The sequence below is a fragment of the Stenotrophomonas sp. I18B00994 genome (assembly GCF_014145825.1).
Lineage (GTDB): Bacteria > Pseudomonadota > Gammaproteobacteria > Xanthomonadales > Xanthomonadaceae > Stenotrophomonas > Stenotrophomonas maltophilia.
Genome location: NZ_JACIUW010000011.1, coordinates 143,586 through 164,210, shown reverse-complemented (window position 1 = coordinate 164,210; position 20,625 = coordinate 143,586). Strand labels below are relative to the sequence as shown.

Annotated in this window: 17 protein-coding genes; 11 read left to right on the top strand and 6 right to left on the bottom strand. The window is 67.0% G+C overall.

Annotated features, from left to right (window positions below):
* Positions 1 to 164 precede the first annotated feature (164 nt).
* Genes H4O10_RS14135 through H4O10_RS14125 form a run of 3 tightly spaced genes read left to right on the top strand, consistent with a single transcriptional unit; the run spans position 165 to position 3,935 of the window.
* Complete coding sequence (locus H4O10_RS14135) at positions 165 to 1,982, top strand: ATP-binding protein (protein ID WP_005411058.1); 1,818 nt, start codon at positions 165 to 167, stop codon at positions 1,980 to 1,982.
* Positions 1,979 to 2,419 (top strand): response regulator, encoded by a 441-nt coding sequence (locus H4O10_RS14130; protein WP_005411057.1) that lies wholly within the window; start codon positions 1,979 to 1,981, stop codon positions 2,417 to 2,419. Before H4O10_RS14135 ends, H4O10_RS14130 begins: the two co-directional genes overlap by 4 nt.
* 4 nt (positions 2,420 to 2,423) lie before the next feature.
* Positions 2,424 to 3,935 (top strand): hybrid sensor histidine kinase/response regulator, encoded by a 1,512-nt coding sequence (locus H4O10_RS14125; RefSeq protein ID WP_033834543.1) that lies wholly within the window; start codon positions 2,424 to 2,426, stop codon positions 3,933 to 3,935.
* Positions 3,936 to 4,010: 75 nt separating this feature from the next.
* Here H4O10_RS14125 and H4O10_RS14120 read toward each other — a convergent pair whose 3' ends face one another.
* Positions 4,011 to 4,148 (bottom strand): hypothetical protein, encoded by a 138-nt coding sequence (locus H4O10_RS14120; RefSeq protein WP_154213983.1) that lies wholly within the window; start codon positions 4,146 to 4,148, stop codon positions 4,011 to 4,013.
* Positions 4,149 to 4,375: 227 nt separating this feature from the next.
* Entirely contained in the window at positions 4,376 to 5,119 is a 744-nt protein-coding gene (locus H4O10_RS14115) for a hypothetical protein (protein ID WP_012481280.1), read from the bottom strand.
* A 92-nt stretch (positions 5,120 to 5,211) separates the two neighbouring features.
* Between H4O10_RS14115 and folK the strand changes: the two genes are divergently transcribed.
* Positions 5,212 to 5,697 carry a 2-amino-4-hydroxy-6-hydroxymethyldihydropteridine diphosphokinase gene (gene folK / locus H4O10_RS14110; RefSeq protein ID WP_012481279.1) on the top strand — a complete coding sequence of 162 codons (486 nt, stop codon included), beginning with the start codon at positions 5,212 to 5,214 and terminating at the stop codon, positions 5,695 to 5,697.
* Between the two features lie 31 nt (positions 5,698 to 5,728).
* Here the strand turns inward: folK and H4O10_RS14105 are convergent, their stop codons facing one another.
* The gene (locus H4O10_RS14105; protein WP_005411052.1) at positions 5,729 to 6,466 is read right to left on the bottom strand and encodes a pteridine reductase; all 738 of its coding nucleotides are present in this window, start codon (positions 6,464 to 6,466) and stop codon (positions 5,729 to 5,731) included.
* Between the two features lie 59 nt (positions 6,467 to 6,525).
* Here H4O10_RS14105 and H4O10_RS14100 point away from each other — a divergent pair, with 59 nt between their 5' ends.
* Together H4O10_RS14100 and H4O10_RS14095 are read left to right on the top strand one after the other, a co-directional pair.
* Entirely contained in the window at positions 6,526 to 7,710 is a 1,185-nt protein-coding gene (locus tag H4O10_RS14100; protein WP_033835245.1) for an SAM-dependent methyltransferase, read from the top strand.
* Positions 7,707 to 8,099, top strand: coding sequence for a membrane protein (locus tag H4O10_RS14095; protein ID WP_049402429.1), 393 nt, complete (start codon positions 7,707 to 7,709; stop codon positions 8,097 to 8,099). Before H4O10_RS14100 ends, H4O10_RS14095 begins: the two co-directional genes overlap by 4 nt.
* A gap of 105 nt (positions 8,100 to 8,204) precedes the next feature.
* Here the strand turns inward: H4O10_RS14095 and H4O10_RS14090 are convergent, their stop codons facing one another.
* The 3 genes from H4O10_RS14090 to H4O10_RS14080 form a co-directional block, all read right to left on the bottom strand.
* A complete protein-coding gene (locus H4O10_RS14090) occupies positions 8,205 to 10,562 on the bottom strand; it encodes a family 20 glycosylhydrolase (RefSeq protein WP_049453391.1) in 2,358 nt (785 codons plus the stop codon).
* 111 nt (positions 10,563 to 10,673) lie between these two features.
* Positions 10,674 to 13,382, bottom strand: a complete 2,709-nt coding sequence (locus H4O10_RS14085) for a TonB-dependent receptor (protein ID WP_049402427.1) — start codon at positions 13,380 to 13,382, stop codon at positions 10,674 to 10,676.
* A gap of 143 nt (positions 13,383 to 13,525) precedes the next feature.
* A complete protein-coding gene (locus H4O10_RS14080; protein WP_033835241.1) occupies positions 13,526 to 14,545 on the bottom strand; it encodes a glucokinase family protein in 1,020 nt (339 codons plus the stop codon).
* Between the two features lie 378 nt (positions 14,546 to 14,923).
* Between H4O10_RS14080 and H4O10_RS14075 the strand changes: the two genes are divergently transcribed.
* Genes H4O10_RS14075 through H4O10_RS14055 form a run of 5 tightly spaced genes read left to right on the top strand, consistent with a single transcriptional unit; the run spans position 14,924 to position 20,571 of the window.
* A complete protein-coding gene (locus H4O10_RS14075; RefSeq protein ID WP_049453388.1) occupies positions 14,924 to 16,213 on the top strand; it encodes a sugar MFS transporter in 1,290 nt (429 codons plus the stop codon).
* A gap of 39 nt (positions 16,214 to 16,252) precedes the next feature.
* Positions 16,253 to 17,320 (top strand): LacI family DNA-binding transcriptional regulator, encoded by a 1,068-nt coding sequence (locus H4O10_RS14070; protein ID WP_005411045.1) that lies wholly within the window; start codon positions 16,253 to 16,255, stop codon positions 17,318 to 17,320.
* Between the two features lie 7 nt (positions 17,321 to 17,327).
* On the top strand, positions 17,328 to 18,356 hold the full coding sequence (locus H4O10_RS14065) for an SIS domain-containing protein (RefSeq protein ID WP_005411044.1): 1,029 nt from the start codon (positions 17,328 to 17,330) through the stop codon (positions 18,354 to 18,356).
* Complete coding sequence (gene nagA / locus H4O10_RS14060) at positions 18,356 to 19,504, top strand: N-acetylglucosamine-6-phosphate deacetylase (RefSeq protein WP_005414488.1); 1,149 nt, start codon at positions 18,356 to 18,358, stop codon at positions 19,502 to 19,504. The genes H4O10_RS14065 and nagA overlap by 1 nt, the downstream gene beginning before the upstream one ends.
* Positions 19,504 to 20,571: a heparan-alpha-glucosaminide N-acetyltransferase domain-containing protein gene (locus H4O10_RS14055; protein ID WP_049453386.1), complete on the top strand. Its 1,068-nt coding sequence runs from the start codon at positions 19,504 to 19,506 to the stop codon at positions 20,569 to 20,571. Before nagA ends, H4O10_RS14055 begins: the two co-directional genes overlap by 1 nt.
* Positions 20,572 to 20,625 lie beyond the last annotated feature (54 nt).

Genomic DNA, 20,625 nt, shown 5'->3' with positions numbered 1-20,625 from the left:
AAGGCAGCCGAGCTTGGCCCGGCTCTACAGGTCTGAGGACTGCGAACCTGTTCAGCCAACCAGGGGGGAAACCCCTGCGTTGTGACCGCCTGCGCTATATTGCCGGTTCCGCCGCAGCCGGACAGGGTCCGGCCGACGCCCTGCGGCCGTGCTGAAGAGGAACTATGGCGCTGGTTTTCAGTGACGACATCTGGGACCGCTGGCGGTTGCCGGCCCTGGCGCTGGCGGCCGCAGCGATCATCGTGGTGCCGTGGTTGACCCTGCGCAAACTGCAGCAGGACAACGAGCAGGCAATGGCCTGGGTCAACCATACCCAGGCGGTGGGCGTGGCCCTGCAGCAGCTGCAGGCTGATGTGCGCGACGTCGAATCGGCCGCATTGACGCTGTCCAAGGGCGTGGACGCACCCGGGCTGCGCGAGCGCATGGCCGCAGCCAACGACATTCCCGGTCGCTTGGCCGAACTGGGGCGGATGACCCGCGACAACCCCGACCAGCTGATCCGCATCGGCCGTATCGAATCGATGCTGGAAGGGCGGATGGCGCTTGCCCGCGAGCTGGCCAGATCTGAACCCAACAGCGATCAACGCGAGCTGGTGAAGGACCTGAGCACGCGCTATCCGATCCGTGGCCTGGTGGAAGAACTCCAGGCCAGCGAACAGCAACTGTTGACACTGCGGGCCGAGCAGGCGGCGCGCCAGCGCAAGCAGACCGAGCTGGTGTCTTGGAGTTCGCTGGTGATCCAGCTGGGACTGCTGGGCCTGGTGCTTTGGCTCCTGCAGCGGCAGATCGGGCGGCGCCTGCACGCCGAACGCCAATCGCTGCGCTCGGCGGCACGCGCGGCATCGGTGTTGCAGACCGTGCGCGAACCCATTGTGCTGCTCGACCGCGACCTGCGCGTGCAGTTGCATAACCCCGCCTTCGCCGAGCTGTACGGGCTGCAGGACGAACGCGCCGATGGCCTGCTGCTGGAAAGCGTCGGCGACGGTGCCTGGAAGGACGCCGTCGTGCGCCAACGCCTGTCCGACGTGCTGCTGCGCGGCCGCGAGCTGTGGGATTTCGAGCACGAACAGCGCACCGCCGACGGCATGGCGCGCTACATGCTGCTGAACGCACGGCGCATGCCGCTGCCCGATACCGATGATGAAGTGGTGCTGCTGACGGTCAGCGATGTCACCATGCAACGCGCAGTCCAGCTGCGCGTTGAAGAGCTCAACCGCCAGCTGGAAGGCAAGGTCGCGCAGGTGTCCGAGGTCAACCGCGAGCTGGAGGCCTTCAGCTACTCGGTCTCGCATGACCTGCGCGCACCGCTGCGCCACGTCGCCGGATTCTCCGACAAGCTGTCGCGCCACCTGGGCGACGCTGCCGATGACAAGAGCCGTCATTACCTGGACGTGATCTCCAGTTCGGCCCGGCGCATGGCGGCGCTGATCGATGACCTGCTGGTCTACTCGCGCCTGGGCCGCGCGGCGATGCGCCAGCAGGCGGTGGACATGCAGTCGCTGGTGGCCGATACCCGCGCCATGCTCGATTCCAACCTGCAGGCCGAGGCGGAGAACAGTGGCCATGTGCACCAGGTGGAGTGGAGCATCGCGCCGCTGCCGATCGTGGTCGGCGATGAGAACATGATCCGCCAGGTCTGGCTGAACCTGCTCGGCAACGCGGTGAAGTACTCGGGCAACCGCGAACCGGCGAAGATCCGCGTGGACTACCAGCCGCAGCCTGACGGCGGTCATCAGTTCACGGTCAGCGACAATGGTGCAGGCTTTGACATGGCTTATGCCGGCAAACTGTTCGGCGTGTTCCAGCGCCTGCACAAGGCCAGCGACTACCCGGGTACCGGCATCGGCCTGGCCAGCGTGCGCCGCGTGCTCACCCGTCATGGCGGCCGTATCTGGGCCGAGGCTGAACCGGACGTCGGCGCCACCTTCCACTTCTACCTGCCTCCCGCGATCGATGCGGACAAACAAGGGCCTTCTGCATGACCACTTTGCGCACCATTCTTCTCGCCGAAGACAGCCCGGCCGACGCCGAAATGGCGATCGACGCCCTGGAAGAGGCGCGTCTGGCCAACCCCATCGTGCACGTCGAGGATGGCGTGGAAGTGATGGACTACCTGCTGCGCCGTGGTGCCTTCGCCAACCGCGAGGAAGGCCTGCCGGCGGTGCTGCTGCTGGATATCAAGATGCCGCGCATGGATGGCCTGGAAGTACTGCGGCAGATCCGCGAACACGAAGAGCTCAAGCGCCTGCCGGTGGTGATCCTGTCGTCCTCGCGCGAGGAAAGCGATCTGGCCCGGAGCTGGGACATGGGCGTGAATGCTTATGTGGTCAAGCCAGTGGACGTGGACCAGTTCTTTGGCGCCGTACAGACGCTGGGCAAGTTCTGGGCGTTGATCAACCAGGCACCGGAACTCGAGTGAGCCCATGCCCTTGACCGGTCCCGCCCTGGGGGCGCTGCGCATCCTGCTGGTGGAGGACTCACCGGAAGATGCCGAGCTGATGTCCGAACAGATGCTCGATGCGGGCCTGGAGGCCCGCTTCGAGCGTGTCGAGAGCGAGGCCGAACTGCGCCAGGCACTGGCCGCGTTCCAGCCGGACATCGTGCTGTCCGACCTGAGCATGCCGGGGTTTTCCGGTGATGACGCGCTGCGCATCGTGCGCGAGACCTCGCCGGAAGTACCCTTCATCTTCGTCTCCGGCACCATGGGTGAGGAGAATGCGGTGGCGGCGCTGCAGAAGGGCGCCAATGACTACATCATCAAGCACCAGCCGGCGCGCCTGCCGTCGGCGGTGGCACGTGCGATCCGCGATGCACGCAGCGCGATCGAGCGCGCACGGGTGGAAACCGAGCTGATGCGCGCACAGCGCCTGGAAAGCCTGTCGCTGCTCGCAGCCGGGCTCAGCCACGACCTGCGCAACATCCTGCAGCCGTTGCTGATCATGCCGGACCTGCTGAAGGCGCGTACCGACGATCCGCAGCTGCACCACCTGGCCGATGTCATCGCCGAGTGCGGCCGCCGTGGCCATGAGATGGCCGAATCGATGCTGTCGTTCGTGCGCGGTTCGCGCAAGCCGAGCGAGCGCATCGAGATCGATGGCCTGTTCGATGCGGTGGCACTACTGTTGCGCAGCAACGTGCCTGATGCGGTGCGCCTGGAATTGCAGGTGCAGGACGAAGGCCTGGTGGTCGACGCCAACTACACCGAACTGCAGCAGGTGATGCTGAACCTGGCGCTCAACGCGATACAGGCGATGCCCAACGGTGGCCGCCTGAGCCTGACTGCCAGCCATGCTGGCCATCGCGATGGCGTGGACTGGATGCACATACGGGTCGCCGACGAAGGCATCGGCATGGATGCGGACACGCTGTCGCACCTGTTCAATCCGTTCTTCACCACCAAGGCCGACGGCACTGGCTTGGGGCTGATTTCCTGCAAGCGCATCGTTGAAGGTGCCGGCGGCAGCATTCACGTCAGCAGCCAGCCGGGGCAGGGCACCTGCTTCGAACTGCGCCTGCCGATGCACGACGCCATCGATGGCAGCGAGCCGATCGAACAGCTGGTGGCCTTGGGCAGCGGCCAATCGATCCTGGTGGTCGATGGCGAAGCCACGCGTCTATCGCTGCTGGGCAATGCGCTGTCCAGCCAGGGCTACCAGCTGCAGTTGGCCTCCGATGGGCCGGCAGCGCTGCGCTGGATGCAGCAGGAGGCGATGCCCGCGCTGGTGATTGCCGATGCCGGCTCCAAGCTGCTGCCGGCCAGCCAGCTGCTGGGCGAGATGGCGACATTGGGCTATCGCGGCCCGGCACTGGTACTGGAAGACCCGGCAGTGCCGGTCGCGGCCGATGCCTTCCCGGACGGCGTGGAGGTGCATGTGCTGCACAAGCCGCTGCAGATGCAGCAGGTCTTCCGCGCCGTGGCCGAAGCGCTGGGCTGATGCCCCGGTAGTGCCGGCCTCTGGCCGGCATCCCTGTGTGGCGGGATCAACGCGGTTGCCGGCCAGCGGCCGGCACTACCGTTCGGCAGTTTCCCAGGAGAAGCGTGGCAGGGCGTCCACCGCCTGTTCCAGCCGCTGCAGATGCAGCAGGTCTTCCGCGCCGTGGCCGAAGCGCTGGGCTGATGCCAGGTAGTGCCGGCCGCTGGCCGGCATCCCAGTGTGGTGGAATCAATGCGGTTGCCGGCCAGCGGCCGGCACTACCGTTCGGCAGTTTCCCAGGGGAAGCGTGGCAGGGCGTCCACCGCCTGTTCCAGCCGCTGCAGATGCAGCAGGTCTTCCGCCCGGTGGCCGAAGCGCTGGGCTGATGCCCCGGTAGTGCCGGCCGCTGGCTGGCATCCCTGTGTGGTGGGATCAATGCGGTTGCCGGCCAGCGGCCGGCACTACCGTTCGGCAGTTTCCCAGGGGAAGCGTGGCAGGGCGTCCACCGCCTGCTCCAGGCGCCGTGACCAGTTCTGGTGGATGTCCGCATACAACGTTGAATCCGCGCCGAGCCGCAGCTGCTGCCCGATGCGCAGTTCACCATCACGCAGCAGCGCCAGGTCGATCGGCAGGCCTACCGACAGATTGGAGCGAATGGTCGAATCCAGCGACACGATTGCCGTGCGCGCCGCGTCCTCCAGGCGTGTGGCCGGGCTGAGGATGCGGTCCAGGATGGGCTTGCCGTACTTGGACTCACCGATCTGAAGATAGGGCGTCTCCGGCGAAGCGGCGATGGCGTTGCCGAGCGGGTAGATCATGTACAGCCCGGGCCGCTCGCCCGCGATCTGGCCACCGAAAATCAGCGTCGCCTGGGTGTTGACCCCGTCATGGCCGTGCTCGCTGTGGCTGCTGTGCACCTGGCTGTCCACCAGCAGCTGGCCGACGTACTCGGCAGCTTCGAACAGATGGGTCATGTCGCGCAGGTTGGGCGTGCGCCGTTCACCGGCGTCGCGCCCCAGGCGTGACACCAGCAGCTGGGTGGTGGCCAGGTTGCCAGCCGCCATCAGCACGTAGGCTGCCTGGCCGGGGTACTCGAACACGTGCAGCTTGCGGTGCACGCGCACATCGTCCAGCGAGGCATTGGTCCGGGTGTCGGCAGCGAAGACCAGGCCTTCGTCCACCTCGATTCCAACGCAATAGGTCATGTCGGTGCCCTATCATGTGCGTCCCGGATTGTAGGCAGGCCGCCGTGACGACGGCATGTCCACGCCCCCTCAAGTGCCGTCACCTGAACCGCATGACCACCGTGCTCCTGAGCCTGGGCAGCAACGTCCAGCCCCGCCGCTACCTCCACGCCGCGGTGACGGCCCTGCGCGAGCGCTTTGGCGCACTGCAGGTGTCACCCGCCTACCGTACTGCCGCGGTCGGCTTCGATGGCCCGGCCTTCCTCAACAATGCGGTGGCGATCGAGACCGATCTGCCGCTGCAGGAACTGGACGACTGGCTGCATGCGCTGGAAGACGCGCATGGCCGCGATCGCAGCGGGCCGCGCTTCTCCGACCGGACCCTGGACATCGACGTGGTGTTCTACGGCGACCTGGTGGTGGAAGGCCCCGGCCACCTGCGCATTCCGCGCCCGGAACTGAAGCATGCCTTCGTGCTGAAGCCGCTGGCGGACATCGCGCCGGGCTTCATCGACCCGGTCAGCGGGCAGGACCTGGCCACGCTGTGGCGGGCGCACGCGCAGTTTGGCGAAGCGTTCGAGGTGGTGGACCTGGAATGATGGCGGTTGCCGGCCAGCGGCCGGCACTACCTCAACTGACCGTGCGCCCACCATCCACGCGCAGGGTGTGGCCGGTGACGAAGCTGGCTTCGGCCACCAGCCAGTAGACCGCTTCGGCGATCTCCTCGACCGTGCCGATCCTTGCCAGCGGCGTGCGCGCCAGCAACGCCTCGCGGGCGAAATCGTCCTTGCCCTGCTCCGGCCACAGGATCGCACCCGGGGCCACCGCATTCACACGCACCTTCGGCGCCAGCTCCAATGCAAGCGCGCGGGTGGCCATCTCCAGCGCGGCCTTGGCCATGGTGTAGGCGATGTGGTCGCGCATCGGGTCGGTGCCATGCAGGTCGGTCAGGTTGACGATGCAGCCCTGCTGGCGGCGCAGGTAGGGCGCCGCCGCCTGTGACAGCAGCAGCGGCGCGCGTGCATTGACCGCATACAGCTCGTCCATTGCCTCGGCGGTGACCTGGCCGAGCGGGGTGGGGAAGAAGTTGGAGGCGTTGTTGACCAGCGCGTCCAGTCGGCCGAAGTGGGTGACCGCCTGTTCCACCAGGTCGGCCAGGGCGTCGGCGTCACGCAGGTCGGCCTGCAGGGCCAGCACGCTGCCCGGGCGCACGTTGTCGAAATCGAACGCGGCCTGCTGCAGCTCGGCGCTGGAGGTATTGGCGTGCAGCACCACCGACCAGCCACAGGCGTGGAACTGGCGGGCGATGGCCGCACCGATCCGGCGCGCGCTGCCGGTGATCAGGACCACGGGGTGGGTATCGCTCATCGAGGGTCCTCCAAGGCTCGGCTATCCTGTGCACCATTGTCACCGCATTCGAAGACGCCATGCAGCCCACCTTCCCCCTGCCCGAAGCCGATGCCCTGGCCCATAGCGACCAGCTGGCGGCCGCCCTGCGCGCCGAGATCCTTGCCCAGGGCGGGGCGATGCCGTTCTCGCGCTTCATGGAGCTCTGCCTGTATACCCCCGGCTGGGGCTATTACAGCGCCGGCGCCAGCAAGTTCGGTGGCAGTGGCGACTTCACCACCGCGCCCGAGCTCGGCAGCCTGTTCGCCGGCAGCGTGGCCAATGCGCTGGCGCCGGTGTTTGCCCAGCTGGGTGCGCAGGCGCGGATGCTGGAACTGGGCGGCGGTACCGGCGCCTTTGCCGAGGCGGTGCTGCTGCGCCTGGCCGAGCTGGATGCGCTGCCGTCGCGCTACGCCATCCTGGAACCCAGTGCCGATCTGCGCGAGCGCCAGCAGCAGCGCTTGCAGCAGAACCTGCCAGCCGAGCTGGCCGCGCGCGTGGACTGGGTCGACCGCCCGTTCGAGGAGGACTGGGAAGGCGTGGTGTTCGCCAACGAGGTGATCGACGCGCTGCCGACCCCGCGCTTCCTGATCCGGGATGGCGAGGTCTACGAGGAAACCGTCGAGCTGGACGCCGAGGGCAACTTCATCCGTGGCGCGCAGCCGGCCGACATCCTGCTCAACGGTGCGGTGCGCCATATCGAGCGCTACCTGGAAAAGCCTTTCGCCGAGGGCTACCGTTCTGAAGTGCTGCCGCAGCTGCCGTACTGGCTGCAGGCGGTGGCCGGTGGCATGCAGCGTGGTGCGATGCTGTTCGTCGACTACGGCTACAGTCGCAGCGAGTTCTACCAGCACGACCGCGACGATGGCACCGTGCGTGCGTTCTACCGCCACCACGTGCACAACGACGTGCACCGCTGGCCGGGGTTGCAGGACATCACCGCGTCGGTGGATTTCACCGCGATGGCCGAGGCCGGCATGCACGGCGGATTCGAGCTGGCCGGCTACTGCAGCCAGGCCAGCTTCCTGCTCGGTAATGGCCTGGACCAGGTGCTGCTGCTGGCCGAGGAACGCACCGATGAGGTCGGCCGCATCCAGCTGCGCGACCAGGTGAAGAAGCTGACCCTGCCGACCGAGATGGGCGAGCGCTTCCAGGCCATCGGCCTGCAGCGTGGCGTCGACTTCGAACCGGCCTTCGAGCTGGGTGACCTGAGCTGGCGCCTGTGAGCGAGGTGTTGCCGGCGATCAAGCCGCTGCGGCGGCCGCGGTTGTGGGCCGGGCTGTGGGCGGCGGCAGTACTGCTGGTGATCGTGGTCTGCCTGATTCCACCGCCGCCGATTCCGTTGCCGGAAAACAGCGACAAGGGCGAGCACTTCCTCGCCTACTTCATCCTGGCCGGCAGCGCGGTGCAGCTGTTCCGTCGGGGCCGCCCGCTGCTGTGGGTGGGCGTGGGCCTGGTGTTGATGGGCATCGGCATCGAATTTGCCCAGGGTGCGCTGACCAGCAACCGCATGGCCGACCCGATGGATGCCATCGCCAACACGGTCGGTGTGCTCGCCGGCATGGCCACCGCACTGACCCCGCTGCGCGACCTGCTGCTGCGCTGGCGCGGGTAAAGGCGTGCCAACCCAGGTTGGCACCTACCCGTAGATCCGCGCCATGCGTGGATGCTCTGCCCGAGGTGCCGACCAAGGCCGGCACCCACCTGGACAGGCCTGCCGTCATTTCCCCAGGGTCACCACATCCAGCACCCACATCGCCGGGCGCGTGTCGCCGGTGAAGTTGATGCACAGGTCACCGCTGCCCTGCGTCCCCTTCGGCAGCGCCGCACGCAGGGTCACGAAGCCATCGGCATCCGGCTTGGCCGGCAACGGCACTTCCGCGAGCACCTTGCCGCTGCAGTCGCCACGACGCACCTGCATCTCGCCGTGCGCGCGCTTGGCCTTCTCGAAGCGACGCTTGGATTCATCGTGGGCAAGCTGGAAGTAGTACGGAATACGCCCCGCGCGGACTTCCAGGCTGCCGATGCCGTCCAGCTGTGCCTGCGGCCAGCGCCAGCACGGCTGGAAGATGTCCACGTTGAACACCGCACGGTTGCCTTCGCGTGGGCCATCGTCTTCCAGGCGCAGCACCAGGCCCTTCTTGCCCACGCAGCTGAGCAGCTCATCGCTGCGGCGGCTGAGCAGCGACTGTGCGGTGAAGGTGGCAATGGTCGGTTTCGCCGCCAGCATCTGGCCCTGGTAGAACGCGGCAGCCTGCACGGTGGTTGGCAGTTTTCCGGTCAGCGGCTGCTGGTACAGCGGTGACTGCGCGCTCACCGGTTGCCCATCGGTGCTGTAGCGCACTTCATAGCCCAGCGGATTGGCCAGCGACACCGTCACCGTGTTGTCCGCACGATTGTCGGTGTAGGCCACGCCCACTTCGAACGGGGTCTGCGCATAGGCCAGGCCCCAGGCACGGTAGCGCTGCAACTGGGACGGCAGGCGCGCGAGGAAATCGCGGAAATCGCGATGTTCCGGCGTGCTCCAGCCGGTCTCGGCCACGGCGGCCAGGCGTGGGAACAGGTTGTGCTGCAGGCGTGCGTAGCTGCGTGTGTGCTCGGTGAACATGTTGGCCTGCAGGCCGAGGATGTGCCCGCGCTTGTCAGCGGCCAGCTCGGCCGGCACCGGCTCGAAGTTGTACAGCTTGCCGAGGTTGACCTGGGTCGGGCGGCCGGGCGGTTCGTTCGGCGAGGCCGTCTGCAGGTAATCCAGATAGAGGTAGCCGACCGGCGACATGATCACGTCATGGCCGGCGCTGGCCGCAGCCAGGCCGCCTTCGGTGCCCTGCCAGGACATCACCGTGGCCTGCGGTGGCAGCCCGCCTTCGAGGATCTCATCCCAGCCGATCAGGCGCCGGTCGTGCTCCTCCAGGAAGGTCTCCAGGCGCTTGATGATGTGGCTCTGCATGGCCATTTCATCCTTGATGCCCAGCGCACGCATGCGATGCTGCACCTGCTTCGACGCTTCCCACTGGTCCTTCACCGCCTCGTCGCCACCGACGTGCACGTACTTGGCCGGGAACAGGTCGATCACTTCTTCCAGCACGTTTTCCAAGAAGGTGACGGTGCTGTCTTCAGTGTTGAACAGGTTGGGGAACACGCCCCATTCGCTGATCGGCTTCAACGGCGTATCGATGGTGCCCAGCTCCGGATACGCAGCAATCGCGGCAGTCGCGTGGCCTGGGACATCGATTTCCGGGATCACCTGGATATGCAGCTTCGCCGCATAGGCGATCACGTCGCGAATCTGGTCCTGCGTGTAGAAGCCGCAATACGGATGCTCCTTGCCCGTGACCGGATCGATGCCACCGTCGCCGGCCGGCAGGCGGCAGCTGCCCACGTCGGTCAGCTTCGGGTAGCGCTTGATCTCCATGCGCCAGCCCTGGTCGTCGGTGAGGTGCCAGTGGAAGGTGTTGAGCTTGTGCGCGGCCATCGCGTCGAGCACGCGCTTGATCTCGTCCAGGCTCTGGAAGTGACGTGCGGAATCGAGCATGAAACCGCGCCAGCTGAAGCGTGGCGCGTCCTGGATCTGCACCGCCGGCAGCACGCCATTGCTGCCGCCGGTGGCGAGCTGGGCGAGGGTGGTCGCGCCGTAGAACAGGCCGGTTTCGTTGCCGGCCTGGATCAGCACGCCCTGCGCGGTGCTCTCCAGCGTGTAGCTTTCGCCGCTGTCGCGGAAGGTGGGCACGATCTGGAAGCGGATGCTGCCCGACGTGCCTGCCGCCTTGCCCCTGGCTCCTGCAAGGCGCGGACCACCGCGGCGGGCCAGCAGATCGGCGAACTGGCTGGCGACGCGCTGCGCGGCTTCGCCTTCGGCCTGCAGCACGGTGTCGGCGCGGACGGTGATGCCGCTGCCCTGGCCGCGCTGCACGGTGGCCGGGGCGGGAATCAGCATCAGGCTGCCGGCGCGCAGCAGGGGGCCGGGTGCTTCAGTGGCGGGCGTGGGGTCGGCGGCAAGTGCCGGCAGTGCCGGCAACAGGGCGAGCAGGCTGCCCAGCAGCGCTGCGCTGCGCATCCGGGCGCGGGAAGGCTTGACCATCGGTACGACTCCTTGGATCGGTGCGATGAACGCTATACATGAAAAACGCCGGGCCCGGAATGACCCAGGCCCGGCGTGCGTGCACGACTCGGCGATGTTGCCGCCGCTGGATCAGTACTTGAAGCGGAAGTTGAGGTAGTACTGGCGACCGTTGCTGTAGAACGAGGTCGGGATGGCCGCGGTCTGGTAGTACTTGTAGGTCGGGTTGTTGAGGTTGAGCGCATCGAAGCTGATGCTCAGCCAGTCGGTGGCCTTGTAGCTCAGCGACGCCGACAGGGTGCCGAAGTCATCCTGGTAGTACGGGTTGGCGCCGGACAGGCCGATCAGGAACGACGAACGGCGGGTGTAGCTGACGCGTGCACCGAAGGTATCGTTTTCGAAGTAGGCACCGACGTTGTAGGTGTTCTTCGAAGTACCCAGCAGGTTGTCGCTGCCATCGGCCCAGGTGTGGTCGGTGCTGCCATCGGCGTAGGTGTAGTTGGCATTGACACCGAAATACTCGCCGATCGGCTGCTCATAGGCCACTTCGATACCGCGCACCTTGCCGTCGGCATTGCGCGGGCGGGAGATGTTGTATTCCTCGAGACGGTTGGTCAGCTCGCTGAACAGCATTTCCTTCTCGGTGCTGAAGGCGACGTAGTCCTTCAGGCGCATCGAGTAGGCACCGATCGACAACATGCCGCGCGGCATGAAGTACCACTCCAGGTTGGCGTCGAAGTTGGTCGACACCACCGGCTTCAACTTCGGATTGCCGCCACCGCCGGTCCGGTTCAGGTCCGAACCGTACGACGAGGCACCCAGTGCCGAGAAGTCCGGCAGGGTCTGGGTCTGCGAGGCGGCCACGCGCAGCACCAGGTCGTCACGCAGGTCGTACTTGAAGTTGGCGCTCGGCAGCACACGGTTGTGCTTGTTCTCGAAAGCTTCGCGGGTCCACGCGCCGAACAGGCTGCTAACGTCCGGCACGGTCGAGCCGGTGGCGGCGGCGTAGGTATCGATATCCTGCTTGATGTTGACGTAGCGCAGGCCGACATTGCCGCTCCAGCGGTCGCCGCTGAAGTTGCCCTGTACGTAGGCAGCGAAGTTCTTCTCGGACACCGTCCACTCGGCGCCGTAGTTGTGACGGCCGGTCGGGCCGTCATTGCCGGACAGCCAGGTGGAGTTGTTGGTCACTGCTTCCTTCAGTGCGCCCGGGGTGAAGTACCACAGGTCACGCGGGAAGCTGCCACCGATGCCGTTGGCGAAGCCACCGGGGAAGTTGGCGGTGGCGCCGTTCTTCAGCGCATTCCAGATCGCGCCCGGGGTTGCGCCTTCCGGCGACTTGGCCTCGCGCTTGTGGTCGCCGAAGCGGGCGCCGAAATCAATCGAGTTCAGTACGCCAGCGTCGGCGAAGTACTGGTTGAAATCGAGCGTGGCCCACTTTTCCTTGTCGATCGCGGTGACCTGCTGGTTGCCCCAGGTGCCGAAGTCGGTCACGCCGCTCGGGCCGATGTTGCCACCGACGTTCCAGTCGATCGGCGAGCCGTTGCCGTGGGTTGCCCAGGTGGCGCCACCACCACGGGCCAGGTTGACTTCGGCGATGTACTGGCGCGGCGTTTCGCCGGTGCCCTTGGTGCTGCCAGCCTGGAACTTCATGCCCAGGTTGTCGCTGATCTGCCAATCGGCATCGAAGGTGATGTAGTTGGTCTTGGCCTTCGACTCGCGGTAGATCATGTCGTACACCGCGTAGTCGCGGTCGGCCTGGCCGGCGAAGGTGGCGTTGGACAGTACGCCATCCTTGATGACGTAACCCGGATTCGGGGCCTGGCCCGGAATCAGGATCTTGTTGCCATTGGCATCTTCAACGGTGCGGTCGTTGAGGATGCGGCCACCCCACAGCATGAAGTTGCGGTTGTAGTTGTTCGCCTTCAGTTCCGAGCTGAAGCCTTCCAGGCCCAGGGTCAGGTTGTCCATCGGCTTGAACTGCAGCGACACCAGGCCGCCCTTGCGCTCGCGGGTCTGTTCGAACAGGGTCGAGCCGAGCAGGCCCGGCGCGTATACGCCGGCCAGGTCCGGGTTGGACTTGGCCACGGTGCCATTCGGATCGATCTGGAAGAAGCCGCCCGGGATTTCCTGCGCTTCGCGGCGCAGCTCGCGCTTCTGGCTGAAGGCCTGCACCATCACGCCGAAGTTGCCTTCGTCGTTCTTGAAGTTGAACAGTGCCGACAGCTGCGGGTCGTTGGACTTGGCCTGGTCCGAACGCACCATGCCGATGGAGCCTTCCGCAGTGAGCTGCTTGGAGAATTCCAGCGGCTTGCGGGTGAGGATGTTGACGGTACCGGTGGTGCCGCCGTCCTGCAGCTTGGCCTGCGAGGACTTGTTCACTTCCACCGAGCGCACCAGTTCCGACGGCAGCAACGAGTAGCTGACGCTGCGGCCGACGTTGTTGCCCTGGCTGAGCACGAACCAGTCGGCGGTGCCGACGGTGTGGCCGTTGATCAGCGTCTGGGTCAGGCTCGGGCTGGTACCACGCAGGCTGACACGGTCGGCTTCGTCGAAGCCGCCTTCGTCGGCGCTGGACGAGCTGATGTTCACGCCCGGCAGGCGCTGCAGGGTGTCGGCGACGTTGTGCGCGGGCAGCTTGCCCACGTCTTCGGCGGTGACCACTTCCACGCGCGCATTGGCTTCGCGCTTGGTGTCCAGCGATTTTTCCATCGACCCACGGATGCCGGTGACCTGCACGGTATCCAGGTCGGTGGCGGTCTGGGCGGCCTGCTGCGCATGTGCACTGAAGGCGATGCAGCTGACGATGGCGGCCGAAAGCAGGGTCTTGCGGGTGTTCATGATGTCTCTCCTCATCCCTCGATTGGATGCCGGCGGCGGTGTTCGATTACGGTTGCGATGACATGCGCGGGGCGGCGGCGAAGTCCCGTGCGTTGGCGTGCCACGTACTGCGTGCTGCGATTGCGTTGAAGCCTGTTGCGGTGTCAGGCGGCCGACTGCTGCTGCAGGTACCAGCTGGCAGCGCCGACCACGCCCAGCTGGCCGTGCTCGACGACCTTCACCGGGATGCGTGCCAGCGCTTCGCCCATCGGCCCCTTCTGCAGGTAGCGTTCGACGAAGGTGCTGGCGTGCAGGTATTCGCGGATCTGCGGCAGGATGCCGCCGGCCAGGTAGACGCCACCATGGGCGCCGTAGAACAGCGCCATGTCGCCGATGGTGCTGCCGAGCAGGCCGCAGAACACATCCAGCGCCTGGCGCGCATGTGCATCGCTGTCGGCCATGGCCGCAGCGGTGACCGCGTCGGGGCTGGCCAGGGTCGGCGCCTGGCCCTGCAGTGCGCACACCGCGCGGTACAGGTTCATCAGGCCCGGGCCGGAGATCGCATGTTCGATCGACACGTGCGCGCGGCCGCGCTGCATGTGGCGGACGATGGCCATTTCCAGTTCGGTGCTGGCGGCCAGGGTCGGTTGGCCGGCTTCGGTCGGGAGCACCACCGGGCCGTGCGCGGTGGGGATCCACAGCGCGGCGCCGAGGCCGGTACCGGGGCCGACCACCAGGGTCGGGCCGCGGGCGGCGGTTTCCGGTCCGCACAGGTGCAGCACGCCACTGGCGTCAACCTGCGCGGCGGCATAGGCCACGGCTTCGAAGTCGTTGACGATGAAGACCCGCTGCAGGCCGACGTCGGCTTCCACCTGGCGCGCCGACAGCGGCCACGGCAGGTTGGCGGTGATCACCGTGCCGTCCTCGCGGGCGTAGCCGGCACTGGCGACCACGCAGTGCGTGGGCCGCGGGCCTTCGCCGAGGAAGTCGGACAGGATCGCGCTGAGGCCTGCATGGTCGGCGTTGCGGTACTTGCGGTACTCCAGCACCTGCACCGGATGGGCGGCATCACCGCTGGCCTGGACCCGGGCCACGCGCACATGGGTGCCACCGACGTCGGCGGCCAGGAACGAGGGCGCGATTCGGGACAGGACATGGGCCGGGGCGGGGTGGCTGGCGGTCACGCGGGCTCCTGCTGCAGGTGGGGCCGTCCCCAAGGTTCGAGGGCGGCGATTGGGGCGGAGTCTGTAACCGCGCTGACAACGATGTCAACGAGTTCGTGACACTTTCGTTGCTGCGTCGCAACGAATGCGGCGTGCAGTAAACGTTTACATGGCGTGAGCATGGGTTTCACGCTGGAACCGTTGCTGCACGGGGCTCAAGGGCTGCGGCGCATTCAGCACGACCCGCTGCCATCGGGTTGCGCAGTGCAGCACGAGGTTCACGCGGCCTCGCGGGGAAGTTGACAAACCTCGGTTGTCCATCGAAAGAATGTGACAACGTTGTTCCCAGCCACTCTCCGACGCCGCGTGCTGCGGCCGTCGCCGCAGGAGCCCTTCCCGATGTCCGCCGTCTCCGCTGCAAGCGTGCGCCCGAACGTGGCCACCTCCATCGCCATCGTCGGCGTGCTGTTCTTCCTGATCGGCTTCTTCACCTGGCTCAACGGCCCGCTGATCACCTTCGTCAAGCTCGCCTTCGAACTCAGCGAGGTCGGCGCCTTCCTGGTGCTGATGGTGTTCTACCTGTCCTACTTCTTCCTGGCCCTGCCGTCATCGTGGATCCTGCGCCGCACCGGTATGAAGAAGGGCCTGAGCCTGAGCCTGCTGGTGATGGCCGGTGGCGCCGCGCTGTTCGGCGAATTCGCCACCCAGCGCTGGTACCCCGGCGCACTGGGCGGCCTGTTCGTGATCGGCAGCGGCCTGGCCCTGCTGCAGACGGCCATCAACCCGTACATCTCCATCCTTGGGCCGATCGAAACGGCGGCGCGGCGCATCGCGTTGATGGGTATCTGCAACAAGATCGCCGGCATGCTGGCGCCGGTGCTGATCGGCACCGTAGTGCTGCACGGCATCGGCGACCTGTCGGCCAGCGTGGCCGCGGCCGACGAAGCCACCAAGGCACAGCTGCTCAACGAATTCGCCGCCAAGATCCACGCGCCGTACCTGGCCATGGCCGGCCTGCTGGTGCTGCTGGCGGTGGCCGTGCTGTTCTCGCCGCTGCCGGAAATCAAGTCGTCCGAAGCCAATGCCACGCCGGTTGCGGCCGGTGCCGCCGAACGGCGCAGCATCTTCCAGTTTCCGCACCTGTGGCTGGGCGTGCTGTGCCTGTTCGTCTACGTGGGCGTGGAGGTGATGGCCGGCGATGCCATCGGTACCTACGGCCACGGCTTCGACCTGCCACTGGACCAGACCAAGATGTTCACCTCGCTTACCTTGGGCGCAATGCTGGTCGGTTACGTGGTCGGCCTGCTGCTGATCCCCAAGGTTGTCTCGCAGTCGCGCTACCTGACCATTTCGGCGGTGCTGGGCGTGGTGTTCTGCCTTGGCGCCTGGGCCACCCACGGCTATGTGTCGGTAGCCTTCGTGGCCCTGCTGGGCTTTGCCAACGCCATGATGTGGCCGGCCATCTTCCCGCTGGCGATCCGTGGCCTGGGCCGCTTCACCGAAACCGGCTCGGCCCTGCTGGTGATGGGCATCGCCGGTGGCGCGATCATTCCGCAGCTGTTCGCCCTGCTCAAGCAGCACATCGATTTCCAGCTGACCTTCGTGCTGCTGATGGTGCCGTGCTACCTGTACATCCTGTTCTATTCGGTGATCGGGCATCGCGCCGGCCTGCCGCAGGACAAGGCCTGATCGGCGATGATGGACGGCAGCCAACCCCAGGGAAAACCCATGCGCAGAGCGACCATCAAGGACGTTGCGGAGAAAGCCAAGGTCTCGCTGAAGACGGTCTCGCGCGTGATCAACAACGAGCCCTCGGTGATGCAGGCCACCCGCGCGCGGGTGCTGCGTGCCATCGCCGAGCTCGACTACGAACCCGATCCGTCCGCGCGCAACCTGCGCAGCGGCACCACCTTCGTGATCGGGCTGGTCTACGACAACCCGAACCCATACCACATCATCGGCGTGCAGAACGGCGTGCTCGCCGCCTGCCGCGAGACCGGGTTCGGGCTGCAGATCCATCCCTGCGATTCCAGCTCGCCGCTGCTGGCCGATGAACTGGCCGACTGGGTGCAGCGTTCGCGCCTGGCCGGGCTGGTGCTGACCGCACCGATGTCCGAGCGCCGCGACCTGATCCAGGCGCTGACCGCGCGCGGCATCAAGCTGGTGCGCATCATCGCTGCCACCGAAGACCCGGCCGATGGCGCATGTGTGTTCGTGGACGACCGCGAGGCCGCCTACGAGATCACCGAGCACCTGATCCAGCTGGGCCACCAGCGCATCGGCTTCCTCTGGGGCGGCAGCTCGCACCGGTCTTCGGGCGAACGCTATGCCGGTTACGAAGCCGCGCTGAAGGACTACGGCATGACCGTGGACAAGCATCTGGTGGTGCAGGGCGACTACACCTTCGATGACGGTTTCCGCGGTGCGCGCCGCCTGCTGGCGCTGCGCGAGCCGCCCACCGCCATCTTCGGTTCCAACGACGAAATCGCCGCCGGCGTACTGGCCGCCGCCAAGTCGGCCGGCATGAACGTGCCCTACGACCTGTCCATCGCCGGTTTCGAGGACAGCCCGTTCTCGCGCCAGTCGTGGCCGCCGCTGACCACGGCCAAGCAGGCCACCGAAGACATCGCCCGCCACGCCGCGCGCCTGCTGATCGCGCAGCTGCGCAGCGATGCCTACGACGACGCGCCGGCGCCGCTGCACAACCAGGGCTTCGTGCCGCAGCTGGTTGTGCGTGGTTCGACCGCGCCGATGCGCCCCGCCGGCGCACGCCCCCTTCCTTCCGATCCTGCCTGAGCCTGCCATGTCGCTGTCAGACCCCACGTCCACCCTGATGTTCGCCGAGGCCGCTGAAGCGGCCGACGTGGTCGCGCGCCAGTTCTCGCGCAACCACGCCACCATGGAAACCCTGGCCGCCAGCCTGCGTGCTGCACCGCCGCCGTTCGTGGTCACCTGTGCACGCGGCAGCTCCGACCACGCCGCCACCTATGGCAAGTATCTGCTGGAAACCCAGCTGGGCCTGGTGGTCGCGTCGGCCTCGCCATCGGTGGGGTCGGTCTACGCCGCACCATTGCAGCTGCGCGGCGCACTGTTCATCGTCATCTCGCAGTCGGGCAAGAGCCCGGACCTGCTGCGCAACGCCGAGGCCGCCAAGGCGGCCGGTGCGCGCGTGATCGCGCTGGTCAACGTCGAGGATTCACCGCTGGCGCAGCTGGCCGACACGGTCATTCCGCTGCACGCGGGTGCCGAAAAGAGCGTGGCGGCGACCAAGAGTTACCTGGCGTCGCTGGCCGCGCTGCTGCAGCTGGCCGCGTACTGGAAGCAGGACAGCAGCCTGCGCGCGGCGCTGGACCTGCTGCCCGACGCGCTGCGTGAGGCGTGGCAGTGCGACTGGAGCGCGGTGACCGAAGGCCTGGTCGAGGCCACCAACCTGTTCGTGCTCGGCCGTGGCCTGGGCCTGGGGGCGGCGCAGGAAGCGGCGCTGAAGTTCAAGGAAACCTGCAGCCTGCATGCCGAAGCCTACAGCTCGGCTGAAGTGAAGCATGGCCCGATGGCGCTGGTCGACCGCGGCTTCCCGGTGCTGGCCTTTGCCCAGCCGGATGAAACCGGCGCCGGCACCCGTGCCGTCGTCGAAGAATTCACCGCGCGTGGCGCACAGGTATGGATGGCCGGTGCTGGCGGCAACCTGCCGGTGGCTGCTGCGCCGCACCCGCTGTGCGCACCGCTGCTGACCGTGCAGAGCTTCTACCGCGCTATCAATGCGCTGGCGCTGCGTCGTGGCTTCAACCCGGACCTGCCGCCGCACCTGAACAAGGTGACGGAGACCGTGTAATGGCGACCGTCCTGCGCAATGCCCGCATCCTGGCGGGCGACGACTTCCGCGATGATCTGGCGCTGGTGATCGAGAACGGTCGCATCAGCGCGCTGTTGCCCGACGCCGCACCGCAGCTCGGCCATGCCGCCGAGCAGGTGGACCTGGGTGGCGGCTGGCTGCTGCCCGGCTTCATCGATGTGCAGGTCAATGGTGGCGGTGGTGCGCTGTTCAACAACACGCCGGACGTGGCGGCACTGCGCACCATCGCGCAGGCGCACCGCCGTTTCGGCACCACGGCGATGCTGCCGACACTGATCAGTGATGACGTGGCAGTGATGCGCGAAGCGATCGCTGCGATGCGCGAGGCGATCACGCAGGGTGTACCAGGCGTGATCGGCATCCACCTGGAAGGCCCGTACATCGCACCGGCGCGCAAGGGCACGCACGATGCCAGCAAGTTCCGCGTGCCGGACGAAGAAGAAATCGCGCTGGCGGCATCGCTGGACAACGGTGTGACCGTGCTGACGCTGGCGCCGGAGCGCGTGCCGCTGGAGACCATCCGTGCGCTGGTCGAGCGTGGCGTGATCGTTGCGGCCGGGCACACCGCAGGTACCTACGAAGCGATCCGTGCCGGCCTGGATGCCGGTGTGCGTGGCTTCACCCACCTGTACAACGCGATGTCGCCGCTGCAGGGCCGTGAGCCCGGTGCGGTGGGCGCCGCATTGGAGGACCGCGACAGCTGGATCGGCATCATCGTTGATGGCGTTCACGTGCACCCGGCCAGCCTGCGCGTGGCGCTGGCGGCCAAGCCGCGAGGCCGCCTGCTGCTGGTGACCGATGCGATGCCGCCGGTCGGTGCCGACGATCCCAGCTACGTGCTGTACGGCGAAACCATTACCGCCGTCGACGGCGTGGTGCGCAATGCTGCCGGTTCGCTGGCCGGCTCGGCGCTGGACATGGCCACCGCGGTGCGCAACACCGTGCAGCTGCTTGGCCAGCCGCTGGCCGAAGCGGCGCGCATGGCATCGACGTACCCAGCGCAGTTCCTCAATGTCGATGATCGCCTGGGCCACATCGCCGAGGGCTACCAGGCCGACCTGGTGCTGCTGGACGACGCCCTGCAGGTGCGGGGTACCTGGATTGCCGGACAGTACGAGGCCGCCTGATGAACAGTTCGCCGCCACGCCGGCTGGGCTCGATCGATGCCCTGCGCGGCATCACCGTGGCGGCGATGCTGCTGGTCAACAATCCGGGCGACTGGAGTGCGGTGTTCGCGCCGCTGCGTCACTCGGAATGGCATGGCTGCACGCCCACCGACCTGGTGTTCCCGTTCTTCCTGTTCCTGGTGGGCGTGTCGATGGCCTTCAGCGTGGCACCGCGCGCGCAGGATGCGGCGGCGCGACCCGCGTTGGCGCGCGGCGTGCTGGAGCGCGCGCTGCGCATCCTGGTGGCCGGTGCGCTGCTGCACCTGCTGATCTGGTGGGCACTGGATACGCATCACTTCCGCATCTGGGGCGTGCTGCAACGCATCGCGGTGTGTGCGGCGTCGGTGGGCGTACTGGCGGTCTACGCGCGACCACGCGTGCAGGTGGGCGCTTTGATCGCGCTGCTGGTGGGGTACACCGTGTTGCTGCTGGGCATCGGCGACCTGGCGCCGTGGACCAACCCGGCCAGCCGCCTGGATACCGCGCTGTTCGCACCGTGGATCTACCAGTGGCATGCCGATACCGGACTGGGCCATGACCCGGAGGGGTTGCTGAGCACGCTGGGGGCGCTGGCCAGTACCGTGCTCGGCCTGCTTGCCGGGGGCCTGCTGCGCAACGGGCGTTCGGCGGCATTGGCAGGGCTGGGCGTGGCGACCGCTGTGCTGGGCCTGCTGCTGGCCGTGGTTCTGCCGTTGAACAAGCAGCTGTGGACGCCCAGCTACATGCTGTGGACCGGCGGCCTGGCCGCGCTGGCACTGTGGCTGGGCCACGTGCTGATCGACCAGAAGGGTTGGCCGGCACTCGGCCGGCGCTTCGGGGTCAATGCGATCACCGCGTACCTGGGGGCATCGGTGATGTCGGTGGTGCTGATGGCCACCGGGATCTGGGGGTGGCTCTGGCAGCAGCTGGCCACCGCGATGCCGCAGGCGCTGGAGCTGGCGTCGATGCTGCAGGCGCTGGTGTTCGTCGCACTGTGGTGGGGCGTGGCGTGGTGGCTGGATAAGCGGAAGATCTACCTGAAGATCTGACCCCATCCGCCAACGGCATCCAGGCATGACGTAGATTTACCAGGTGCCGTGAGC

Bases quoted from the DNA above. Each gene is read 5' to 3' on its own strand.
- H4O10_RS14135 (WP_005411058.1), top strand. From the start codon at position 165: ATGGCGCTGGTTTTCAGTGACGACATCTGGGACCGCTGGCGGTTGCCG.
- H4O10_RS14130 (WP_005411057.1), top strand. From the start codon at position 1,979: ATGACCACTTTGCGCACCATTCTTCTCGCCGAAGACAGCCCGGCCGAC.
- H4O10_RS14125 (WP_033834543.1), top strand. From the start codon at position 2,424: ATGCCCTTGACCGGTCCCGCCCTGGGGGCGCTGCGCATCCTGCTGGTG.
- H4O10_RS14120 (WP_154213983.1), bottom strand. From the start codon at position 4,148: ATGCCGGCCAGCGGCCGGCACTACCTGGCATCAGCCCAGCGCTTCGGC.
- H4O10_RS14115 (WP_012481280.1), bottom strand. From the start codon at position 5,119: ATGACCTATTGCGTTGGAATCGAGGTGGACGAAGGCCTGGTCTTCGCT.
- folK (WP_012481279.1), top strand. From the start codon at position 5,212: ATGACCACCGTGCTCCTGAGCCTGGGCAGCAACGTCCAGCCCCGCCGC.
- H4O10_RS14105 (WP_005411052.1), bottom strand. From the start codon at position 6,466: ATGAGCGATACCCACCCCGTGGTCCTGATCACCGGCAGCGCGCGCCGG.
- H4O10_RS14100 (WP_033835245.1), top strand. From the start codon at position 6,526: ATGCAGCCCACCTTCCCCCTGCCCGAAGCCGATGCCCTGGCCCATAGC.
- H4O10_RS14090 (WP_049453391.1), bottom strand. From the start codon at position 10,562: ATGGTCAAGCCTTCCCGCGCCCGGATGCGCAGCGCAGCGCTGCTGGGC.
- H4O10_RS14085 (WP_049402427.1), bottom strand. From the start codon at position 13,382: ATGAACACCCGCAAGACCCTGCTTTCGGCCGCCATCGTCAGCTGCATC.
- H4O10_RS14075 (WP_049453388.1), top strand. From the start codon at position 14,924: ATGTCCGCCGTCTCCGCTGCAAGCGTGCGCCCGAACGTGGCCACCTCC.
- H4O10_RS14070 (WP_005411045.1), top strand. From the start codon at position 16,253: ATGCGCAGAGCGACCATCAAGGACGTTGCGGAGAAAGCCAAGGTCTCG.
- H4O10_RS14065 (WP_005411044.1), top strand. From the start codon at position 17,328: ATGTCGCTGTCAGACCCCACGTCCACCCTGATGTTCGCCGAGGCCGCT.
- nagA (WP_005414488.1), top strand. From the start codon at position 18,356: ATGGCGACCGTCCTGCGCAATGCCCGCATCCTGGCGGGCGACGACTTC.
- H4O10_RS14055 (WP_049453386.1), top strand. From the start codon at position 19,504: ATGAACAGTTCGCCGCCACGCCGGCTGGGCTCGATCGATGCCCTGCGC.